This is a genomic window from Nocardioides sp. Arc9.136, from assembly GCF_030506255.1.
In the GTDB taxonomy this organism is placed as follows: Bacteria; Actinomycetota; Actinomycetes; order Propionibacteriales; family Nocardioidaceae; genus Nocardioides.
This window is the reverse complement of record NZ_CP113431.1, coordinates 4360232-4378385: the sequence shown is the minus strand read 5'-3', so window position 1 is coordinate 4378385 and position 18154 is coordinate 4360232. Positions and strand designations below refer to the sequence as shown.

Genomic DNA, 18154 nt, shown 5'->3' with positions numbered 1-18154 from the left:
AATAGTTTCCGTCCACACCCATGCTTCTGCGTTTCCGCAGGTCAGCGGGGTGCGCGCTCCATCCGGGTGAGGTGTCTCCACAGCGAACTCCCCAAGCTGTGCACAGTCCACTGCGTGTCGTCCACGGGTTGTCCCCGGTTATCCCCAGGACCTGTGGACAAGGTGGTGTCGCCGGACGCCGGGGGCCACGTACGGTCCGGGGGTCACGGGCCGATGTCAGTGGTCCTCCCTACTGTCGGGAGCGGGCCGGCCCGGACGGGCGCCGGCACCGCAGGACCGGTCACGAGCGCACGGGAGGGGCACGAGTGAGCATCGCCGAGTCGGACACGCGGGGCGTGCCGGAGCCGCCGTTCGAGGAGTGGGGCGACGGCCCCGCGCCGTACGCGCCGGGCGAGCGACCGTCGGCGCCCGGTGACCGGACGCCGCCGCAGGACATGGCGGCGGAGCAGTCGGTGCTCGGCGCGATGCTCATCTCCAAGGACGCGATCGCCGACGTGACCGAGGTGCTGCGTGGGCCGGACTTCTACCGGCCCTCGCACGAGACCATCCACGACGCGGTGATCGACCTCTTCGGGCGTGGCGAGCCGGTCGACATGGTGACCGTCGCGGCCGAGCTGCAGCGGCGCGGCGAGCTCCAGCGGGTCGGCGGCGCGCCGTACCTCCACACGCTCTCGGCCAACGTGCCGATCGCGGCGAACGCCGCCTACTACGCCGAGATCGTCCGGGAGAAGGCGATCCTGCGCCGCCTGGTCGACGCGGGCACCAAGATCGTGCAGATCGGCTACGCCGGCGAGGGCCACGTCGACGACGTGGTCGACCGGGCGCAGGCCGAGATCTACCAGATCACCGACCGGCGCTCGAGCGAGGACTACGTCCCGCTCTCGGACATCATGGACGGCGTCCTCGACGAGATCGAGGCGATCAGCAACCGCGAGGCGGGCCTGTACGGCGTGCCGACCGGCTTCGCCGACCTCGACGACCTGACCAACGGCCTGCACTCGGGCCAGATGATCATCGTCGCCGCGCGTCCCGCCATGGGCAAGTCGACCCTTGCGCTGGACTTCTGCCGGGCAGCTTCGATCCACAACAACCTCACGAGCTGCTTCTTCAGCCTGGAGATGACGCGCTCGGAGATCACCATGCGCCTGCTCTCGGCCGAGGCGAAGGTGCCGCTGAACCACATCCGCAACGGCAACATGAACGACGACGACTGGGCCAAGCTGGCCCGGAAGATGGGCGAGGTCTCCTCGGCCCCGATCTTCATCGACGACAGCCCGAACATGACGATGATGGAGATCCGCGCGAAGGCCCGGCGGCTCAAGCAGCGCCACGACCTGAAGCTGATGGTCATCGACTACCTCCAGCTGATGACGTCGGGTCGCAAGGTCGAGTCCCGCCAGCTCGAGGTCTCGGAGTTCTCCCGGCAGATCAAGCTGCTCGCCAAGGAGCTGGAGATCCCGATCATCGCGCTCTCCCAGCTCAACCGTGGCCCCGAGCAGCGCGGCGACAAGCGCCCGATGATGAGCGACCTGCGTGAGTCCGGCTCGATCGAGCAGGACGCCGACATGGTGGTGCTCCTGCACCGTGACGACGTCTACGAGAAGGAGTCGACCCGCCCCGGCGAGGCGGACCTCATCGTCGCCAAGCACCGCAACGGCCCCACCCGCGACATCACCGTGGCCTTCCAGGGCCACTACTCGCGCTTCGTCGACATGGCGCACTGAGGACGGCCGCCTGCGGCGATGACGACCGGTTCGGCCTCGGACCGCCGATCCGTGTCGGGCAGGTCGGCGGGCCCGAGGCTCCGTCGGGTGCGCGTGCCGAGGGCGCGGCGGGGTCAAGCGGCGGTGACGCCGACGCTCCAGGTGACGCCGAAGCGGTCGGTGAGCATGCCGAAGCCGGCGCTCCACGCGGACGCGGCGAGGGGCTCGACGACGGTGGCGTCGGCGGCGAGCCCGTCCCAGTAGCCCTGCGCCTCCTCGAGGGTGTCGGCGTTGACCGAGACGAACAGCGCCTGGTCGGTGATCGTGGTGCCGTTCTCGCGGCTGGTGGACGTGCCGCCCACGATGGTGCCGCCGGTCTCGCCCGGGATGTCGTAGGCCATGACCCGGAAGCCGTTCTCGGAGGCGACGAGGCCGAACACGACGTTCTCCGCGCCCGGGAGCTCCTTCGGCATCCCGAGGTCGGCGTAGGTGTTGATGACCGTGTGCCCACCGAACACGGACTGGTAGTGCTCGAGCGCCGCGCGCGCGTCGCCGCGGAAGTTGAGGTGGGGAGTGGTCTGGATGGTCATGGCTGCTCCTTGCGAGGTGTTGCGCGGCCGGACCGGCCGCGCAAGGGATACCCTTCGGCACGACTAGGACGGTTCTCGTCCTAGACCGAGGCGAACCTGGACCATGACCACCACCGCATCGCGTCTCCTCGACCTGCTGTCGCTGTTGCAGACCCGTCGGGACTGGCCCGGCTCGTTGCTGGCCGAGCGGCTGGGGGTCAGCGACCGCACGGTGCGGCGCGACATCGACCGGCTCCGCGAGATGGGCTACACCATCCAGGCGACCATGGGGCCGGAGGGCGGCTACCGCCTCGGGGCGGGCACCGAGCTGCCGCCGCTGCTGTTCGACGACGACCAGACCGTCGCTGTGGCCGTCGCCCTGCGGACGGCCACAGCCGCCGGCGTGGGCATCGAGGAGGGCGCGATCCGCGCGCTCGCGACCATCCGGCAGGTCATGCCCTCACGGCTGCGGCACCGGCTCGACGCCCTCGAGGTCACCGCCATCACCGGCCGCCCTGGTAGCGGAGCCCCGGCGCGGGTCTCGACCGACGTGCTCGTCTCGCTCGCCACCACCGTCCGCGCCCGCGAGGTGCTGCGTCTGGACTACGCCGCCCGCGACGCCGACCCGGACGCAGGGCCGACCCTCCCGCCGCGTCGGGTCGAGCCGCACCACGTCGTCGCCTCGCAGGGGCGCTGGTACCTCCTCGCCTGGGACCTCGACCGGGAGGACTGGCGCCTGTTCAGCGTCGAACGGATCACCCCCCGCGTCCCGACCGGGCCGCGCTTCACGCCGCGCGAGGTCCCGGGCGGCGACGTGCACGAGTTCGTGTCCGCACGGTTCAAGGGGCGCGACGTCAACGAGTGGCCGTGCCGCGGCACCGTCGTCCTCGACCTCCCGGCCCGCGAGGTCCTGCCCTTCGCCGGTGACGGAGTCGTCCGAGCCATCGACGAGAACCGGTGCAGCCTCGAGGTCGGCTCGTGGTCCTGGGCGTCACTGGCCGCCTCCTTCGGCCGCTTCGAGGTCGCCATGGAGGTCGTCGGCCCCCCGGCGCTCGCGGACGCCTTCGGCGTCCTGGCGGCGCGGTACGCCACGACAGCCCGAAGCGGTGATGCCGGCACGGGGTTGACGGATGCCCGGGAGTCGACGTCTTGACACCGGCACGGCCGGCCACCGCTCGGGGTCGGAGCGGCGGGAGGTCCGCACCATCACCGCGGTCACGGGGTGCGGGGAGTCGACGAACGTCGTCCCGGCGTGCGCAGGAAGGCGTGCACGAGCAGCGCGGTGAGGAGGCAGAGGACCGCGTTGGCGCCGATGGCGACGGTGAGGCCGGTCAGGATGCCGGAGGAGTCGGTCGAGTCGGTCGCGGCGTCACGGGTGTGGACGGTGGCGGTGAGGATCGCCGACATCACCGGGATGCCCAGGGTGATGCCGACCTGCTGGCTCATCGTCGCGAGCCCCGTCGCGAGTCCTTGCTCGTCGTCCGGGACACCCGCGGTGACGGAGACCATGAAGCCGACGATGGCCACCAGGTTCGCGACGCCGCCGACGAAGGTCGCGACCAGCAGCAGGACGATGAAGGCCGGGGAGGTCCCGAGCAGCACCAGCGACCCGGTCGCCACCCCTTGGGCGACGAGGCCGCCCACGATGGCCCGGGGGCTGCTGACGGCAGCGATGACCTTCGGGGCGACCAGGCCGCCGAGGACGGTGCCCGCACCGAGGACGGCGAACGCGAGCCCGGCGGCGAGCGCGGAGTAGTCGAGCACGTCCTGCAGGTAGAGGGTCAGGAGGAACACCAGCGACGTCTCGGTGACGAACGCCATCAGGCCGGCCACGTTGCCCCACCCGACGGCACGCCGCGCCAGCAGGCTGAAGGGGACCAGCGGCTCCTCGACGCGGCTCTCCACGACGCGGAAGACGAGCAGCAGCACCGCACCGAGGAGCAGCGGGACCAGCGCGGCGGGGTCCTGCCAGGACTGCTCGCCCGCGACGGTGAGCCCGTAGACGATCGCGAGCAGGCCCAGGGTCACCGTGACGGCGCCGGGCACGTCGAGGCGAGGGCGACGTTCGGGTCTGCTCTCGGTCAGGACGACGGGGGCGACGGCCAGGACGACCACGGCGACGACGACGTTGACGTGGAACGCCCACCTCCAGGAGAGCAGGTCGGTGAGCACGCCGCCGAGCACGGCCCCCGTGGTGAACCCCGCGGCCATGAGCGCGCCGTTGAGTCCCAGCGCGCGGTCGCGACGAGGTCCCTCGGCGAACGACGTGGTGAGCAGGGACAGCGCCGCCGGGGTGACGATCGCGGTCGCGAGGCCCTGGGCGACCCGGGCCGCGACCAGGACCCCGGGAGTCGTGGCCAGACCTCCGACCAGCGAGGAGACGGCGAGCAGGACCATGCCGAGCAGGAACAGCCGGCGGCGTCCGAACAGGTCCGCGACCCGTCCGAACAACAGGGTGAAGCCGGCTGCGAACAGGGCGAACGACGTGGTCACCCACTGCAGGTCCTCCAGCGCGAACCCCACGTCCGTGCCGATGGCGGGCAGGGCGACGTTGAGGATGGAGAAGTCCACCGCGAGCGTAAAACCGGCGGTCAGCAGCACCGCCAGGACCAGGCGCTCGCGACCGCTCGTCGCGGCGCCGGTGGCGGGAGGGCCGGGTGCGGAGGGCGTCGGTGGGGCGTGCTCGTCGAGGTGCGACATGCGCGGGTCCGTTCCGGTCGAGGGCTGGGCGAGGGCTGGGGTCGTGCTGCGGACGAGCGTCCGACAGCCGCCGGAGGTCAGCCAGGCCCCCGGCCCGCCCACGCCCGGCGCGCCTACGCCGGCCGTGCCTACCCCTGCCAGGGACAGGCGCCTGTCGCGTCCTCGGGCGACACTGGGCGGGTGGATGGACGAGGAGCACCGCCCCCGGCTGCGCTCGGGGAGTTCCTGAGGTCGCGTCGGGCACGCATCACGCCCGAGGACGCCGGCATCGTGTCCCACGGGGCGCGCCGCGTGCCCGGCCTGCGGCGTGAGGAGCTGGCGCTGCTCGCGGGTGTGAGCGCCACCTACTACACGCGGCTGGAGCAGGGGCAGAGCACGAACGCCTCGGCGTCGGTCGTCGACGCCCTCGCGCGGGCACTCGCCCTCAGCGAGGACGAGAGGGCCCACCTCCACGACCTGGCGCGCCCGCGGGCCGCCACGCCTCTCCGCAGCCCCAGGCGGGACCACGTGCGCGCCGGCACCAGGCACCTGATCGAGGCCATGACCGCCGTCCCTGCCGTCGTCCTGGGCCGCTCGACCGAGGTGCTCGCCTGGAACCGGCTGGGCCACGCTCTCGTCGCCGGGCACGTCGACCGGGCAGCTCCCGAGGAGGCCGGCGTCCGGCCGAACCTCACCCGCATGCTCTTCCTCGACCCCCACACCCGCGAGCTCTACGCGGACTGGGACGAGGAGGCGTCGCGGGCCGTGGCCTCCCTGCGGCTCGTCGCCGGTCGTCACACCGATGACCGGAAGCTCACCGACCTCGTCGGCGAGCTCTGCATCAGCAGCCGCGACTTCGCGCGCCTGTGGGCCAAGCACCCCGTCCACAGCTGCACGAGCGGGAGCAAGCGGCTCGACCACCCCGAGATCGGGGCCGTCGAGCTCGGCTTCGAGGTCCTCCACCTGCCCGACAACCCCGGGCACCGCCTGCTGACCTACACCGCAGCGGAGGGCAGCGCGGCCCAGCACGCGCTGGCGCTCCTCGACGCCGTCGCCCGGGAGGAGCGCCCGGCGCCTGTCCGGTCCAGGTCACTGGGCTAGGGCGGATCGGTGCCCCTCAGGGGCCGCCCTGCGGTCCGTCGGGGCGAGCGGTCTCGCCGGCCGGCAGCGGTCCTACTGCCTCCGCCTCCGGGCCGAGGGTGGCGAGGAGCGCCGTGCCGACCAGCGCGGCTCCCACGAGGGTCGGTCCGTCGAGGGTCTCGTCGAGCAGGACGACGCCGGCGGCCACCCCGACCAGCGGGGTCACGAACGACAGCACGCTGAACCGCGCGGCACCCATCCGGCCGATGAGCCAGTTGGCCAGGAGCAGGGCGACGATCGAGCTGACCAGCGTCAGGTAGGTGTAGGCCGACCAGGCCTGCGTCCCGCCGGGCAGCCGCACCGACCCCTCGAACGCCACCGCGGCGAGCGCGACCAGGGCACCGCCGATGAGGTTCTGGCCCGCGACGACGCGGAGCAGGTTGAGCCCGCCGAGGCGGGCCTTGATGTAGACGAAGACCGCGCCGTAGATCGTGACCCCGGCCAGCACGGCGGCGGCGCCCGCGGCCGCGCTCGGGCCCGGCACCCCGGCGCCGCGGAAGACGACCACCATGCCGACCATCCCGAGGGTCAGGCCGGCGGCGAACCGTCGGGTCGGCACCCGGCGCTGGGCGAGGTGGACGACCAGCGCGGTCGTCACCGGCTGGGTGCCGGCGATGAGGCTGGCCAACGCCGCGCCGATGAACTGCTGGCCCCACACCGTGACGCCGAAGTTGACCGCCATGCCGAAGACCCCGACGGGCCAGATCACCCGCCAGCCGGCCGGACCCAGCGGCCGCCCGGCGTACGACGTCAGCAGCAGCGGCGCCAGCACGACCGCGGCGCCGAGCAGCCGCAGCGCGCAGAACCACAGCGGCTGCCAGTCCGCCAGCAGGCCGGCCTTGATGGTCAGCGGGGTGGTGCCCCACACCAGGCCGAGCGCCACGAAGGCGACGGCCGTGCGGGCGCGCACGGGAGGCCCCGTCGGGTCGGAGGACATGCCGGCCTCTCTTGCAGGAGGGCGTGACGGACCGCGCGACCCGCCGGGTCGCGGGTCCTCGGGTGGTGACGGCTGGGGGTGGCGCGGGGCCCGGGTGGCTAGTCGGACCAGCTGACGGAGTGGCGCATGCCCAGCTCGATGTCGGCGGCGGCCTGCTGCACCCGCGGCGCGAGCGCCACCATGTCGGCGGCGGACCTGCGCCCGATGTGGGTGGAGAGGTTGACCGCCGCGCGGGTGCGCCCGTGCCGGTCGCGGACGGGAACCGCGATCGCGACCAGGCCGATCTCGAGCTCCTGGTCGACCAGGGCGTACCCCTGCTGCCTGACCTTCGAGAGCTCCTCGCGGAGGGCGGTCACGTCGGTGATCGTGTTCGGGAGGATCGGGTCCAGGTGGGTGTTCTCGAGGTAGGCGTCGAGCTGGGCCGGCGGCAGGTTCGCCAGCAGCACCCGCCCCATCGACGTCGCGTACGCCGGCCGGCGGGCGCCGATGCTGACCGAGATCGTCATCAGGGCCGGCCCGGGCACCCGCACGACGTACACGACGTCGCCGCGGTCCAGGACCGAGCCCTCGCTGGCCTCGCCGGTCTCGGCGACCAGCCGCTCGAGGTGCGGCAAGGCGGCGTCGGGGAAGGTCAGCGAGGAGAGGTAGGAGTAGCCGAGCTCCAGCACCTGCGGGGTCAGCTGGTAGCCGTCACGGTGGGTCTGGACGTAGCCGAGCTCGGTGAGGGTGAACAGGAAGCGGCGCACGGCGGCCCGGGTGAGGCCGGCGAGGTGGGCGATCTCGGAGACCGTCAGCCGGGGCCGGTCGGCGTCGAAGACCCGGATGATCGCCAGCCCGCGCTCGAGCGACTGCACGAAGTCGCGGTGCTTCCCGCTCGAGGCCTCCTCGGACTCCGCCATCGCCGGCTCCGTCATCGCGGCCTCCGCCTGCTCGTCGACATCGCTCGACCTCGTCGTCGCCACCCGAGTTCTCCCATCCACTTCACCGGACATAGGACGCACCGTTCAGGTCCAGCGTGGCCCCGGAGAGACTAGGACACGCGTCGGACGCCAGGTAGGTGATCAGGGAGGCGACCTCGTCCGGTGAGACGAGGCGCCCCATGGCCAGTCCCTCGGCGACGGCCTGCCGGTGCTCAGAGTCCTGGTCGGCGATACCCATGCCGGCGTCGACGACGCCGGGCGCCACGACGTGGACCCGGACCCCCGCGCGGGCGTGGTGGCGGGCGAGCGTCTGCGCGAGGTTGCGGATCGCCGCCTTGGACGCGGCGTACCCGCTGACGTCGAGGATCCGCGAGCCCTGTTCGGCGGCCCAGCTCGAGACCACGACGGCGGTGCCGCCGCCCCGGCCGGCGAAGGCGCGGACGGCCTCGCGCAGCAGGGCGCCGGCGCCGAGGACGTTGACGGCCAGCGACTGCTCCCAGCCGGCGTCCCACTCCTCGTCGGTCCCGTCGAAGGGGGTGGGCGCCATCGTGGCGGCGTTGACGACGACGACGTCGATCGGACGCACCGCCTCCGCGTCGGCCCAGAGCCGGCGCGCGGCGTCCGGCCCGGACAGGTCGCCCTCCAGGAGATGCGCCCGGTCGCGGTGCGGTCCGGCGACGGCGGCCTCGGCCGCCGCCCGCCCGGTGCGGTACTGGCCGACGACGTCGGCGCCGGCCGCGAGCAGGGCCCGCGCCGTCGCGGAGCCGATGCCGCCGGAGGCGCCGGTCAGCAGGACGGTGCGACCGGCCAGCGCGCCGGTGGGTGCGGGTGTCGCGGAGGCGCTCACAGGAGGCCTCCGTCCACGGGCAGCAGCTGGCCGGTGATGCCCGCGGCGAGGTCGCTGAGGAGGAACGCGGTCGCATTGACCACGTCCGCCGTCGTCGCGGTGCGCCGCAGCGCGGTCTGGTCCGCGGCCGCGGCGAGCGCCTGCTCGGGACTCAGGCCGGTGCTGCCGACCCGCGAGCGCATCCGGTCCAGCAGGGCGTCGGTCGCGACCGGCCCCGGGGCGACGCAGTTGACCCGCACCCCGTCGGGGCCCAGCGCGGCCGCCGCGGAGCGGGCGAGGCCGAGGGCGGCGTGCTTGCTGGCGACGTAGGACCAGATCCGCGGGTCGCCGCGCCAGGAGTTCAGCGAGCCGACGACCACGACGGAGGACCCTGGCCGCAGGACCGCGCCCGCGTGCTTGAGCACGGCGGCGACGCCGCGCACGTTGACCGAGAGGACCCGGTCGAGGTCGTCGAGGTCGAGGTCGCCCGGCTCCTGCCAGGTGGGTACGACGCCGGCCGCGGCGACCACGCCGTCGATGCCGTCCGGGTGGCCGGCCGCGTGCGCGACCGCGCCGGCGACCTGCGCCTCGTCGGTGACGTCCGCGTCGACTCCGGTCCACCCGGCCGGGAGCGTCCAGGGGGTGCCCGGGAGGTCGACGGCGACGCCGCCGGCCCCCATCGCGGCGAAGGTCTCGACCATGGCAGCGCCGAGGCCGCGCCGGGCGCCGGTGACCAGGACGCGACGACCGGGCAGGAGGGGTGCCTCGGGGGCAGCGGTGGTCACCGGGTGGCCTCGCGCAGGACGTCGAGGACCGCTGCCGGGTCGCCGTCCAGAGCGGTGTCCACGACGACCTCGTGGAACCCGATGGCGTCGAGGTCGGCCAGTCGTGAGGCGACGACCGCCTCCTGCCCGGTCGACTCGACCAGGCGCAGGACGAAGCGGAGGGCGGCGGGGTCCTTGCCGGCCTTCTCGGCCTGGGCGCGCACCGCGTCGACCTCGGTGGCCAGGTGGTCGACGTCGAGGGCCGGCACGGCCTGCTGGGCCAGCCAGCCGTCGCCGAGCGAACCGGCGCGGCGGAAGGCGGCCTTGGTGTGCCCACCGACGAGGAGCGGGACGGGGTGCGGGGGGGCGGGCAGCTGCACCAGGCCGTCGGCCAGCGGGTAGACCCCGTCGTTGGCCGCCGGGCGACCGGTCCACAGGTCGCGGAGGAGCCCGAGCCAGGCCTCCATCCGCTTGCCCCGCTCCTCGAACGGCGAGTCGAGCGCGGCGAACTCCTCCTGGAGCCAGCCCGCGCCGACCCCGAGCTCGATCCGGCCGCCGCTGAGGGCGTCGAGGCTCGCGACCTGCTTGGCGAGGAGCACCGGGTTGCGCTGGGGCAGGACCAGCACGGCCGTCCCCAGCCGCACCCGCTCGGTGGCAACGGCGGCGGCGGCGAGAGCGACGAGCGCCTCGACGTAGGGGATGTCGCCGGTCCAGGGCGCCCGGCCGTCGTCGGCGAAGGGGTAGTAGGACCCGATCGTCATCGGCATCACGACGTGGTCACTGACCCACAACGAGTCGAAACCGGCCTCCTCCAACGCACGCGCGCGGGCGGGGATCGAGGAAGGATCGACGGGTCCGGTGTGGGGCAGCTTGACCCCGAGGGCGATCGGCACGAGGTCAGTGTCGCGAGCCGTCAGGTGTGCGTCAAGCGCACAAAAAAACGCAAAGCGGTTAGTCCGTACGTATTGCGCACATCACACCGATCTGCGAACATCCTCCCCGATGCGTCCCCACTCCGAGAGGAATTCGTCGCGGATGGCAGTCTCCACGCCGACACACCGGCAGTTCGGCACCCTCGTCGGCCTCGACCACATCGGCATCGGTGTCACCGACATCGACGCGGCCCGGTCGTTCTACGGCGAGCTGGGCTTCACCGACGAGTCCTTCGACTACACCGGGACCCTGCCGGGGATCTCCGGTCTCACCGGGCACGCGGAGACCCGGGCCCGGGTGCTCTACCTGCGTGCCGGGACCCCGACGGTGCTCGGGCGGGCCGGCGTGAAGCTGGTCCAGGTCCTCGACCGGACGCCCCCACCCCGACCCGAGGGCCAGGCGTGGGGCGAGCCCGGCATCTGCGAGGTCTGCGTGCACGTCAACGGCCAGGCCGAGTTCCACGCGGAGCTGGTCGCGCGCGGTCACACCAACCTGATGGACCCCAACGAGGCCGACCTCGACCCGTACCAGACCCACTGCGGCCTGTCGTACGTCGAGGACCCCGACGGCGCCAAGATCGAGCTGATCGAGTGGTCCACGCTGGCGGCCGGCTGGCCGCTCGAGGACGGCCCGCACGGGGTCAACCACGTGGCGTTCGGCGTCACCGACATCGAGCGGACGCGCACCTTCTACCAGGCGCTCGGCTTCACCGGCCAGCTCTTCGAGTCCGACGGGTACTTCGAGCCGATGCACCCCTGGTTCGGCGACCGGACGCCGCCGCGCCAGCGGATGATGCTGCTGACCAGCCCCATCGGCGGTGCCCTGGAGCCGGTGCAGCACTACCCCGCCTCGCCCGACATGCGCGGCGAGTGGGGCCACCTCGGCACCTTCGAGTTCGCGATCGGCGCACGCTGCCTCGAGAGCGCGGTCGACCACCTCGGTGGTCTCGGCATCGAGCTGGTCGGCGAGCCCGCCGCGCTCGACGTCGGCGAGGGCGGCACCTGGCGCTACGCCTACTTCAAGGACCCCGACGACCTGTACGTCTGCGTGACGGAGGTACGCGCATGAGCACCCTCGAACCCACCGGCCCGAGTGCCGTCACGACCGACGCGGTGACCCCGCCGGTCACCCCGCCGGCGCTGCCGCCCGACGGGTCCGCCGCGACGCCCGCCGAGCCGGCCTCCCACGCGTCCGTCCCGGCGTCGCCGGCCACGGCCCGGGGCCCGCTCGCGTCCACCGCCGCCGCCGGCGAGCCGGTCGTGCGGATGCGCGGGCTGAAGAAGTCCTTCGGCAGCCTGGAGGTCCTGCACGGCATCGACCTCGACGTGCACGCCGGCGAGCACGTCGTCCTGTTCGGACCCTCCGGGTCGGGCAAGTCGACGGTCCTGCGCAGCATCAACCTGCTCGAGGAGCCCGACTGCGGCTCCGTCTGCGTCGACGGCGTCGAGTACGGCCCGGGCTTCGCCGGCGAGAAGTCGGTGCGCCGGGGCAAGCCGATGGAGCTGCGCCGCAAGGTCGGAATGGTCTTCCAGCAGTTCAACCTCTTCCCCCACCTCACGGCGCTCGACAACGTCGCGCTGCCGCTGCGGTCGGTCAAGGGGATGAGCAAGGAGGACGCGATGCGCCGCGCGGCGGAGTCGCTGCGCCAGGTCGGCCTGCTCCAGCGGGCCGCCCACTACCCCGGCCAGCTCTCCGGCGGTCAGCAGCAGCGGGTCGCGATCGCGCGGGCGCTGAGCCAGGACCCCAAGGTGATGCTGTTCGACGAGCCGACCTCCGCGCTCGACCCCGAGCTGGTCGGCGAGGTGCTCCGCGTCATGCACGAGCTCGCCGACGCCGGGATGACCATGGTCGTCGTCACCCACGAGCTCGGGTTCGCCCGCGAGATCGGCGACCTCAACGTGTTCATGGACCAGGGTGCGATCGTGGAGACGGGGGCCGCCGAGATCTTCGACGAGCCCTCCAACCCGCGCACCCGCGACTTCATCCGGGCGGTGCGCTGATGGGAATCACCGACTACGACTGGTCCCTCGTCTGGGACTACCGGGGCGACCTGCTCCGAGGACTGCTCACCGCCCTCGAGGTGTCGGTCGTCGCCCTGGTCATCGCGACGGTCGGCGGCCTGGGCCTGGCCATCCTGCGGATGGGCAAGGCACCGATGTCGTGGATCGCGGCGATCTACATCAACGTCTTCCGCGGCATGCCGGCGCTGGTCACGGTCATCTGGATCTACTTCGGCGTCTCGCTGCTGCTCGGGGTGAACTTCAGCGTCTTCCAGGCCGGTGTCATCGCGCTCTCGCTGCTCTACAGCGCGTTCATGGCCGAGATCTTCCGCGCCGCCCTCCAGGCGGTGCCCCACGGCCACCGCGAGGCCGGCCAGGCCCTCGGCATGCGCGACGCCCGGATCTTCTCCTCCGTGGTCGCCCCGCAGGCGTTCAAGATCGCGCTGCCCAACATCGGCAGCATGTTCATCGGGATGATCAAGGACACCTCGACCTTCACGGTCATCGGGCTGCTCGAGGTCGTCCGGGTCACCCAGAACGTCAACGCCCAGACCTTCCAGCCCTTCGTCCTCTACACGGCGGCCGCCGCCATCTACGTGCTCGCGGCTTTCGGTGTCGACCTCCTCTTCCGGCTGCTCGAGGCCTCGCTCTCCAGCCCGCCGAAGGGCGGCGTCTCCAAGCTGCTGCGCGGCCGCAAGCAGCGGCGCATCCAGGCCCTCATCACCGAGCTGGCGGCCTGACCCACACACGTCCGGGTGATCTCGGTGGCCCGGTCAATCCCGCACCAACCACCGATACACCCCTCCGGAAGGAACTGCTGTGCCCGCAAACACCCGTACGTCGCTGTGGCGACGCTCCGCCGTCGTCGGCACCTCGCTCGTCCTCGCCCTGTCCCTCGCCGCCTGCGGCGGTGACAGCGACGCCTCCTCCGAGGAGGGGTCCGGCGGTGGCTCGGGCCTGATGGAGGACGGCGTGCTCACCGTCGGCATGAACCTCCAGTTCGAGCCGGAGATGTACCTCGACGAGAACAACGAGCCCGCCGGCTACGACGTCGACCTGCTCGAGCAGCTCGCCGACGAGATGGGCGTCGAGCTCGACATCGTCAACCTCGACTTCGACGGCCTCATCCCCGGCCTGCAGTCGAAGAAGTTCGACATGGTCTCGGTCGGCCTGACGGCCACCGACGAGCGCAAGCAGGTCGTCGACTTCAGCCGCGAGTACGTCCCCTACGTCAGCGTCCTGGCCGTCCCGGAGGACGACGAGGGCCCGTTCACCATCGAGAACTACGACGTCGAGGGCAACACGATCACCGCGCTCCAGGGCTCCTCCGGCGAGCAGCTGGCCAAGGACACCTTCCCGAACGCGTCGGTGGAGGGCTTCGGCCAGCAGAACTCCGCGCTGCTCGAGGTCGCGACCGGTCGTGCCCAGGGCGCCGTGCTCGAGGACTACATCCTCGCGCAGTACATCGAGGCCAACGAGGGCGAGCTGAAGGTCGCCGACCTGCCCGAGCCGCTGGCCATCGGCTACGGCAGCTGGGCGGTCCAGAAGGGCAACACCGCCCTGGTCGAGCAGCTCGACGAGTTCCTGTGCGACGCGCAGGAGGGCGGCGACCTCGCCGCGGCGTACAGCAAGAACTTCGGCGTCGACGACTTCCCGACCATGCCGGGTGGGTGCTGACCTGTGCCTGACGACGCGCAGCACCTCGACCTCCTCGTCGTGGGGGGCGGACCCGCAGGGATGTCCGCCGCCCGGACGGCGGCGGGGACGGGCATGCAGGTGCTGCTCGTCGACGAGCGGCCGTCGCTGGGCGGCCAGATCTACAAGCAGCCGGGTCCGGGCTTCACCGTCACGGACCCGGCTGCGGCCGACCGCCAGACCCGCTCGGGCCGGTCGTTGATCGCCTCGGTCGAGCGCTCGGAGGCCGCGGTCGCGCTGCGCACCTCGGTCGTGGCGGCCGAGCAGGAGGAGGACGGCTTCGCGGTCGTGCTCGTCCGGGACGGCGAGCCGGCCACCACCCTGCGCGCCCGCCGCGTCCTCGTCGCACCCGGCGCGCACGACCGGCCGGTGGTCTTCCCTGGCTGGACCCTGCCGGGCGTCGTGACCGCCGGCGGCATGCAGTCGATGGCCAAGAGCCAGGCCGTGCTCCCGGGGCGGCGGATGGTCTTCGCCGGCTCCGGCCCGGTCGCGCTCGCCTTCCCCGCCCAGCTCGCGCACTACGGCGCGCACCTCGTGGCCGCCCTCGAGGCCGGCCCCGCGCCGCGCCCCGGTGACGCGCTGCGGGTCGCCGCGGCGCTGCGCGGGAACACCTCGCTGCTGCGCGACGCCGCCCGCTACCGCGGGGGCCTGCTCCGCCACCGCGTGCCGCTGCACTACGGCCGCATCGTCGTCCGTGCCGAGGGCGAGGGACGCGTGGAGCGCGTCGTCCACGCCGCCGTCGACCGCGACTGGCGGCCCGTGCCGGGCACCGAGGAGACCGTCGAGGCGGACGTCCTGTGCGTCGGCTACGGCTTCGTCCCCTCGCTGGAGCTGCTGCGCCTGCTGGACTGCTCGACCGAGCACGACGAGGACCTCGGTGGCCGGGTGGTCACCAAGGACGACTGGGGCCGCACCTCGACCACGGGCGTGTACGCCGCGGGCGACGGCACCGGCGTGGAGGGCTCCTACGTCGCGATCGACGAGGGGGAGCTCGCCGCCCTCGGCGTGGCGCTCGACGCCGGCGTGCTCGACCGGGCGACCGTCGAGGACCGCGCGGCCGGACCGCGCCGCCGGCTGCGCCGCCGACGGGCACTGGCCCGTGCGACCCGGCGGATGTACCGGGTCGGCGACGGCATCCACGAGCTCGCCGACGACACCACGACGGTGTGCCGCTGCGAGAACGTCCGCCAGCAGGAGCTCGTGCGGGCCGTCGCCTCGACCGACGACGTCAGCGTGGTCAAGGCGGTCACGCGCGCCGGCATGGGCCCCTGCCAGGGCCGCAACTGCCAGCGCCACGTCGCCGCGCTCGTCGCCCGCACCCACGGCCGTCCGGTGGGGGAGATCGACCTGGCGACCCCGCGGATGCCGCTGCGGCCCGTGCCCATCCGGGCGATCGCCGACGCCACCGTCGCCGATCCCGGCCTGTTCGTCGCCGAGCAGGAGGACCGCTCGTGACGGCCGCCGTGCCACCCCTCGCCTCCCTCCGCGCGCCGCTGCCGGAGGAGACCGACGTGGTCGTCGTCGGCGGCGGGATCGCCGGCGCCGCCGTGGCCTACTACCTCGCCCGGGAGGGCGTCGAGGTGGTGCTGCTCGACCGTGGCGAGCTGAACCGCGAGGCCTCCGGCACCAACGCCGGCAGCTTCCACCTCCAGCTGGCCATCCACCAGCTCTCGGGCAAGGGGACCGGCGCGGACCGGGACCGGCTGCTCGCCGACGCCCGGCTGAGCCTCGAGGCCTACGCGCTGTGGCAGGACCTCGACCGCGAGCTCGACGGGTCGGTGGACCTCCACCAGACCGGCGGCTGGATGGTCGCCGAGACCCCGGAGCAGGTGCGCGTGCTGCACGAGAAGCACGAGCTCGAGCTGCTCGCCGGCATCGAGACCGAGGTGGTCACGGGCGCGGAGCTGCGCGACCGCGCGCCGTACTTCTCCGACCGCGTCCTCGCGGCGACGTACTGCCCGGCCGAGGGGCACGCCAACCCGCTGGCGGTGACCCCGTTGTACGCCGCCCGCGCGGTCGAGCACGGCGCCGAGGTGCGCACCCACGTCGGCGTCCGCAGCGTCGAGCAGCACGCCGGCGGGGCGCACCGGTTCACCGTCGAGACCACGGCCGGGCCCGTGCGGGCGCACCGCGTCGTGGACTGCGCGGGCGCCTGGTCCGGCGAGCTGGCCGCGATGGTCGGCCTGCGCTTCCCCGTGCGCCACGAGGGCCTCCACGTGAACGTCACCGAGCGCCGCCCGGCGCTGCTGCCCTCGATGGTCCAGCACATCGGGCGCCGGCTCACCCTCAAGCAGAGCGAGCAGGGCACCTTCATCATCGGTGGCGGCTGGCCCTCGCCGGCCGTGCCGCTCCCGCGCCGCTACCCGACCCGGTGGCAGAGCGCCGCGGGCAACGTCAACGTCGCCCTCGACGTGGTGCCCCGGCTCGGCGACGCCCGCGTGGTGCGCACCTGGTCCGGCGTCATCGTCTTCACCGACGACATGTCCCCGGTGGTCGGGGAGTCGCGGCGGGTGCCGGGCTTCCACGCCTGCGTCGCCAGCACCGGCTTCACCTTCAGCCCGATGTTCGCTCGCCAGCTCGCCGAGCAGATGGTGCGACCCGGCGAGCACGACCCTTTTCCCGAGCGCTACGCGCTCGACCGCCTGCACACCTGAGGGACGCCCCCCCGGCGAGCCCCACCACCCGAGGAGAGACGCACACATGAACCGCGACGACGTCGACTGGCAGGGCTACTTCCCGGCCTTCGTGACCCCGTTCACCGCCGACGGCGACCTGGACCTCGACACGCTCGCCGCGCTGGTCGACCACTACGTGGCCGAGGGCATGCACGGCATCGTCGTCAACGGCACCTGCGGCGAGTGGTTCTCCCAGACCGACGACGAGCGGCGACAGGTCGCCGAGGCCGCCGCGGCCCAGGCCGCCGGCCGCCTGCGCGTCATCGTGGGCTGCACGGCGTACACCGCCGAGCAGAGCGCCGAGCTCGGCCGCCACGCCCTGGCGTCCGGGGTGGACGGCGTGCTCGTCTCGCCGCCGCCCTACGCCAAGCTCTTCGCGCCGGAGGTCGTGGCGTTCTACGAGGAGATCAGCGCGCTGGTCGACGGCCCGCTGACGGTCTACAACTGGCCCTGGGGCAGCGGCGTGGACATCGACACCGAGCTCGCCGACCGGCTCGCCGACGTCCCGAACATCGTGGCGATCAAGGACAGCACGCCCGACGCGGACCAGTTCTTCGCGACCTCGCGCCGGGTCCGCGACCGGGTGCGGGTCTTCGGGCCCTACCTCGGCGAGCGGGGCCTCGAGGAGCTCACCACGCACGGCGGTGACGGCACCGTCGGCGGCGGCTCGCTGTTCGGGCGCCCCGACCCGCAGTACTGGGAGGACGTCTGGGCCGGCGACATCGACGCCGCCCGCGCGCACGCCGTGCGCTCCGACCGCCTCTTCCCGCAGCTGTGGCTGCCGGGCGGCTGGGCCGGCAAGTACGGCGCCTACCAGAGCCAACTCAAGGCCCTGATGCACATGCTGGGCCAGCCGGCCGGGCACGTGCGCCGTCCCCGCCTGCCCGTCACCGACCCCGCCGCTCTCGCCGAGATGCGCGCCGTCCTCGTCCGCGAGGGCCTGCTGGCCGCGGACGAGCGGCAGGACCAGCCGGCGTGAGCCGCGACCGCAGGAGCGCCCGGATCGACCCCCAGCCGGGGGTCGACCGCGGCCCGCGCGCGCGCATCACCGTCGACGGCCGCTCGGTCGACTGCTACGTCGGCGAGAGCGTCGCGGCCGCGATGATCGCCGACAGCGGCGACCTCGCCCTGCGCCGCACCGCGGACGGCGAGCCGCGGGGGCTCTTCTGCGGCATGGGCGTCTGCTTCGAGTGCCTCGTCGTCGTCGACGACGTCCCCAACACCCGGGCGTGCATGACCTGGGTCCGCGACGGCATGGCCGTCGGGACCCAGGTCGGCCCCGAAGGGCGTGGCGACGCCTGACGGCGCCGGCT

General features: G+C 73.2%; 17 protein-coding genes and 1 pseudogene. 11 read left to right on the top strand and 7 right to left on the bottom strand.

Annotated elements, in window-relative coordinates; translation table 11 throughout:
- Positions 1 to 305 precede the first annotated feature (305 nt).
- Complete coding sequence (gene dnaB, locus OSR43_RS21125) at positions 306 to 1724, top strand: replicative DNA helicase (protein ID WP_302268805.1); 1419 nt, start codon at positions 306 to 308, stop codon at positions 1722 to 1724.
- 113 nt (positions 1725 to 1837) lie between these two features.
- Here dnaB and OSR43_RS21120 read toward each other — a convergent pair whose 3' ends face one another.
- Entirely contained in the window at positions 1838 to 2293 is a 456-nt protein-coding gene (locus OSR43_RS21120; RefSeq protein WP_302268803.1) for a VOC family protein, read from the bottom strand.
- A 103-nt stretch (positions 2294 to 2396) separates the two neighbouring features.
- On the opposite strand from OSR43_RS21120, the gene OSR43_RS21115 reads away from it, so the two are divergent.
- Entirely contained in the window at positions 2397 to 3425 is a 1029-nt protein-coding gene (locus OSR43_RS21115; RefSeq protein WP_302268802.1) for a YafY family protein, read from the top strand.
- A 62-nt stretch (positions 3426 to 3487) separates the two neighbouring features.
- Here the strand turns inward: OSR43_RS21115 and OSR43_RS21110 are convergent, their stop codons facing one another.
- Positions 3488 to 4972 (bottom strand): MFS transporter, encoded by a 1485-nt coding sequence (locus OSR43_RS21110; RefSeq protein ID WP_302268801.1) that lies wholly within the window; start codon positions 4970 to 4972, stop codon positions 3488 to 3490.
- 180 nt (positions 4973 to 5152) lie between these two features.
- Between OSR43_RS21110 and OSR43_RS21105 the strand changes: the two genes are divergently transcribed.
- Entirely contained in the window at positions 5153 to 6052 is a 900-nt protein-coding gene (locus tag OSR43_RS21105) for a helix-turn-helix transcriptional regulator (protein ID WP_302268800.1), read from the top strand.
- Between the two features lie 16 nt (positions 6053 to 6068).
- Here OSR43_RS21105 and OSR43_RS21100 read toward each other — a convergent pair whose 3' ends face one another.
- The 5 genes from OSR43_RS21100 to OSR43_RS21080 all read right to left on the bottom strand — a co-directional run bounded on the left by OSR43_RS21100 (position 6069) and on the right by OSR43_RS21080 (position 10431).
- A complete protein-coding gene (locus OSR43_RS21100; RefSeq protein ID WP_302268798.1) occupies positions 6069 to 7001 on the bottom strand; it encodes a DMT family transporter in 933 nt (310 codons plus the stop codon).
- A gap of 125 nt (positions 7002 to 7126) precedes the next feature.
- The gene (locus OSR43_RS21095; protein ID WP_302268797.1) at positions 7127 to 7990 is read right to left on the bottom strand and encodes an IclR family transcriptional regulator C-terminal domain-containing protein; all 864 of its coding nucleotides are present in this window, start codon (positions 7988 to 7990) and stop codon (positions 7127 to 7129) included.
- A gap of 19 nt (positions 7991 to 8009) precedes the next feature.
- Positions 8010 to 8795, bottom strand: a complete 786-nt coding sequence (locus OSR43_RS21090; RefSeq protein WP_302268795.1) for an SDR family NAD(P)-dependent oxidoreductase — start codon at positions 8793 to 8795, stop codon at positions 8010 to 8012.
- Positions 8792 to 9559: an SDR family oxidoreductase gene (locus OSR43_RS21085; protein WP_302268793.1), complete on the bottom strand. Its 768-nt coding sequence runs from the start codon at positions 9557 to 9559 to the stop codon at positions 8792 to 8794. The genes OSR43_RS21090 and OSR43_RS21085 overlap by 4 nt, the downstream gene beginning before the upstream one ends.
- Positions 9556 to 10431 carry a TIGR03619 family F420-dependent LLM class oxidoreductase gene (locus OSR43_RS21080; protein ID WP_302268792.1) on the bottom strand — a complete coding sequence of 292 codons (876 nt, stop codon included), beginning with the start codon at positions 10429 to 10431 and terminating at the stop codon, positions 9556 to 9558. The genes OSR43_RS21085 and OSR43_RS21080 overlap by 4 nt, the downstream gene beginning before the upstream one ends.
- A gap of 142 nt (positions 10432 to 10573) precedes the next feature.
- Here OSR43_RS21080 and OSR43_RS21075 point away from each other — a divergent pair, with 142 nt between their 5' ends.
- The 8 genes and pseudogenes from OSR43_RS21075 to OSR43_RS21040 all read left to right on the top strand — a co-directional run bounded on the left by OSR43_RS21075 (position 10574) and on the right by OSR43_RS21040 (position 18143).
- Complete coding sequence (locus tag OSR43_RS21075; RefSeq protein ID WP_302268791.1) at positions 10574 to 11539, top strand: VOC family protein; 966 nt, start codon at positions 10574 to 10576, stop codon at positions 11537 to 11539.
- A 197-nt stretch (positions 11540 to 11736) separates the two neighbouring features.
- Positions 11737 to 12471, top strand: coding sequence for an amino acid ABC transporter ATP-binding protein (locus OSR43_RS21070; RefSeq protein WP_302271747.1), 735 nt, complete (start codon positions 11737 to 11739; stop codon positions 12469 to 12471).
- A complete protein-coding gene (locus OSR43_RS21065) occupies positions 12471 to 13211 on the top strand; it encodes an amino acid ABC transporter permease (protein WP_302268790.1) in 741 nt (246 codons plus the stop codon). The genes OSR43_RS21070 and OSR43_RS21065 overlap by 1 nt, the downstream gene beginning before the upstream one ends.
- Before the next feature lie 79 nt (positions 13212 to 13290).
- Complete coding sequence (locus OSR43_RS21060; RefSeq protein WP_302268789.1) at positions 13291 to 14148, top strand: ABC transporter substrate-binding protein; 858 nt, start codon at positions 13291 to 13293, stop codon at positions 14146 to 14148.
- A 3-nt stretch (positions 14149 to 14151) separates the two neighbouring features.
- Positions 14152 to 15621 carry an FAD-dependent oxidoreductase gene (locus tag OSR43_RS21055; protein WP_302268788.1) on the top strand — a complete coding sequence of 490 codons (1470 nt, stop codon included), beginning with the start codon at positions 14152 to 14154 and terminating at the stop codon, positions 15619 to 15621.
- Positions 15618 to 16739: pseudogene (locus OSR43_RS21050) on the top strand (NAD(P)/FAD-dependent oxidoreductase); the annotation flags it as partial. The gene OSR43_RS21055 and the pseudogene OSR43_RS21050, both read left to right, overlap by 4 nt.
- A 127-nt stretch (positions 16740 to 16866) precedes the next feature.
- Positions 16867 to 17820: a dihydrodipicolinate synthase family protein gene (locus OSR43_RS21045; protein ID WP_302268787.1), complete on the top strand. Its 954-nt coding sequence runs from the start codon at positions 16867 to 16869 to the stop codon at positions 17818 to 17820.
- A complete protein-coding gene (locus OSR43_RS21040; RefSeq protein WP_302268786.1) occupies positions 17817 to 18143 on the top strand; it encodes a (2Fe-2S)-binding protein in 327 nt (108 codons plus the stop codon). The genes OSR43_RS21045 and OSR43_RS21040 overlap by 4 nt, the downstream gene beginning before the upstream one ends.
- The last annotated feature ends 11 nt before the right edge of the window (positions 18144 to 18154 follow it).

What these genes read in the sequence shown, in the direction of transcription:
- OSR43_RS21045 (WP_302268787.1), top strand. Translation starts at nt 16,867, where the DNA reads ATGAACCGCGACGACGTCGACTGGCAGGGCTACTTCCCGGCCTTCGTG.
- OSR43_RS21115 (WP_302268802.1), top strand. Translation starts at nt 2,397, where the DNA reads ATGACCACCACCGCATCGCGTCTCCTCGACCTGCTGTCGCTGTTGCAG.
- OSR43_RS21110 (WP_302268801.1), bottom strand. Translation starts at nt 4,972, where the DNA reads ATGTCGCACCTCGACGAGCACGCCCCACCGACGCCCTCCGCACCCGGC.
- OSR43_RS21120 (WP_302268803.1), bottom strand. Translation starts at nt 2,293, where the DNA reads ATGACCATCCAGACCACTCCCCACCTCAACTTCCGCGGCGACGCGCGC.
- OSR43_RS21075 (WP_302268791.1), top strand. Translation starts at nt 10,574, where the DNA reads ATGGCAGTCTCCACGCCGACACACCGGCAGTTCGGCACCCTCGTCGGC.
- OSR43_RS21070 (WP_302271747.1), top strand. Translation starts at nt 11,737, where the DNA reads ATGCGCGGGCTGAAGAAGTCCTTCGGCAGCCTGGAGGTCCTGCACGGC.
- OSR43_RS21065 (WP_302268790.1), top strand. Translation starts at nt 12,471, where the DNA reads ATGGGAATCACCGACTACGACTGGTCCCTCGTCTGGGACTACCGGGGC.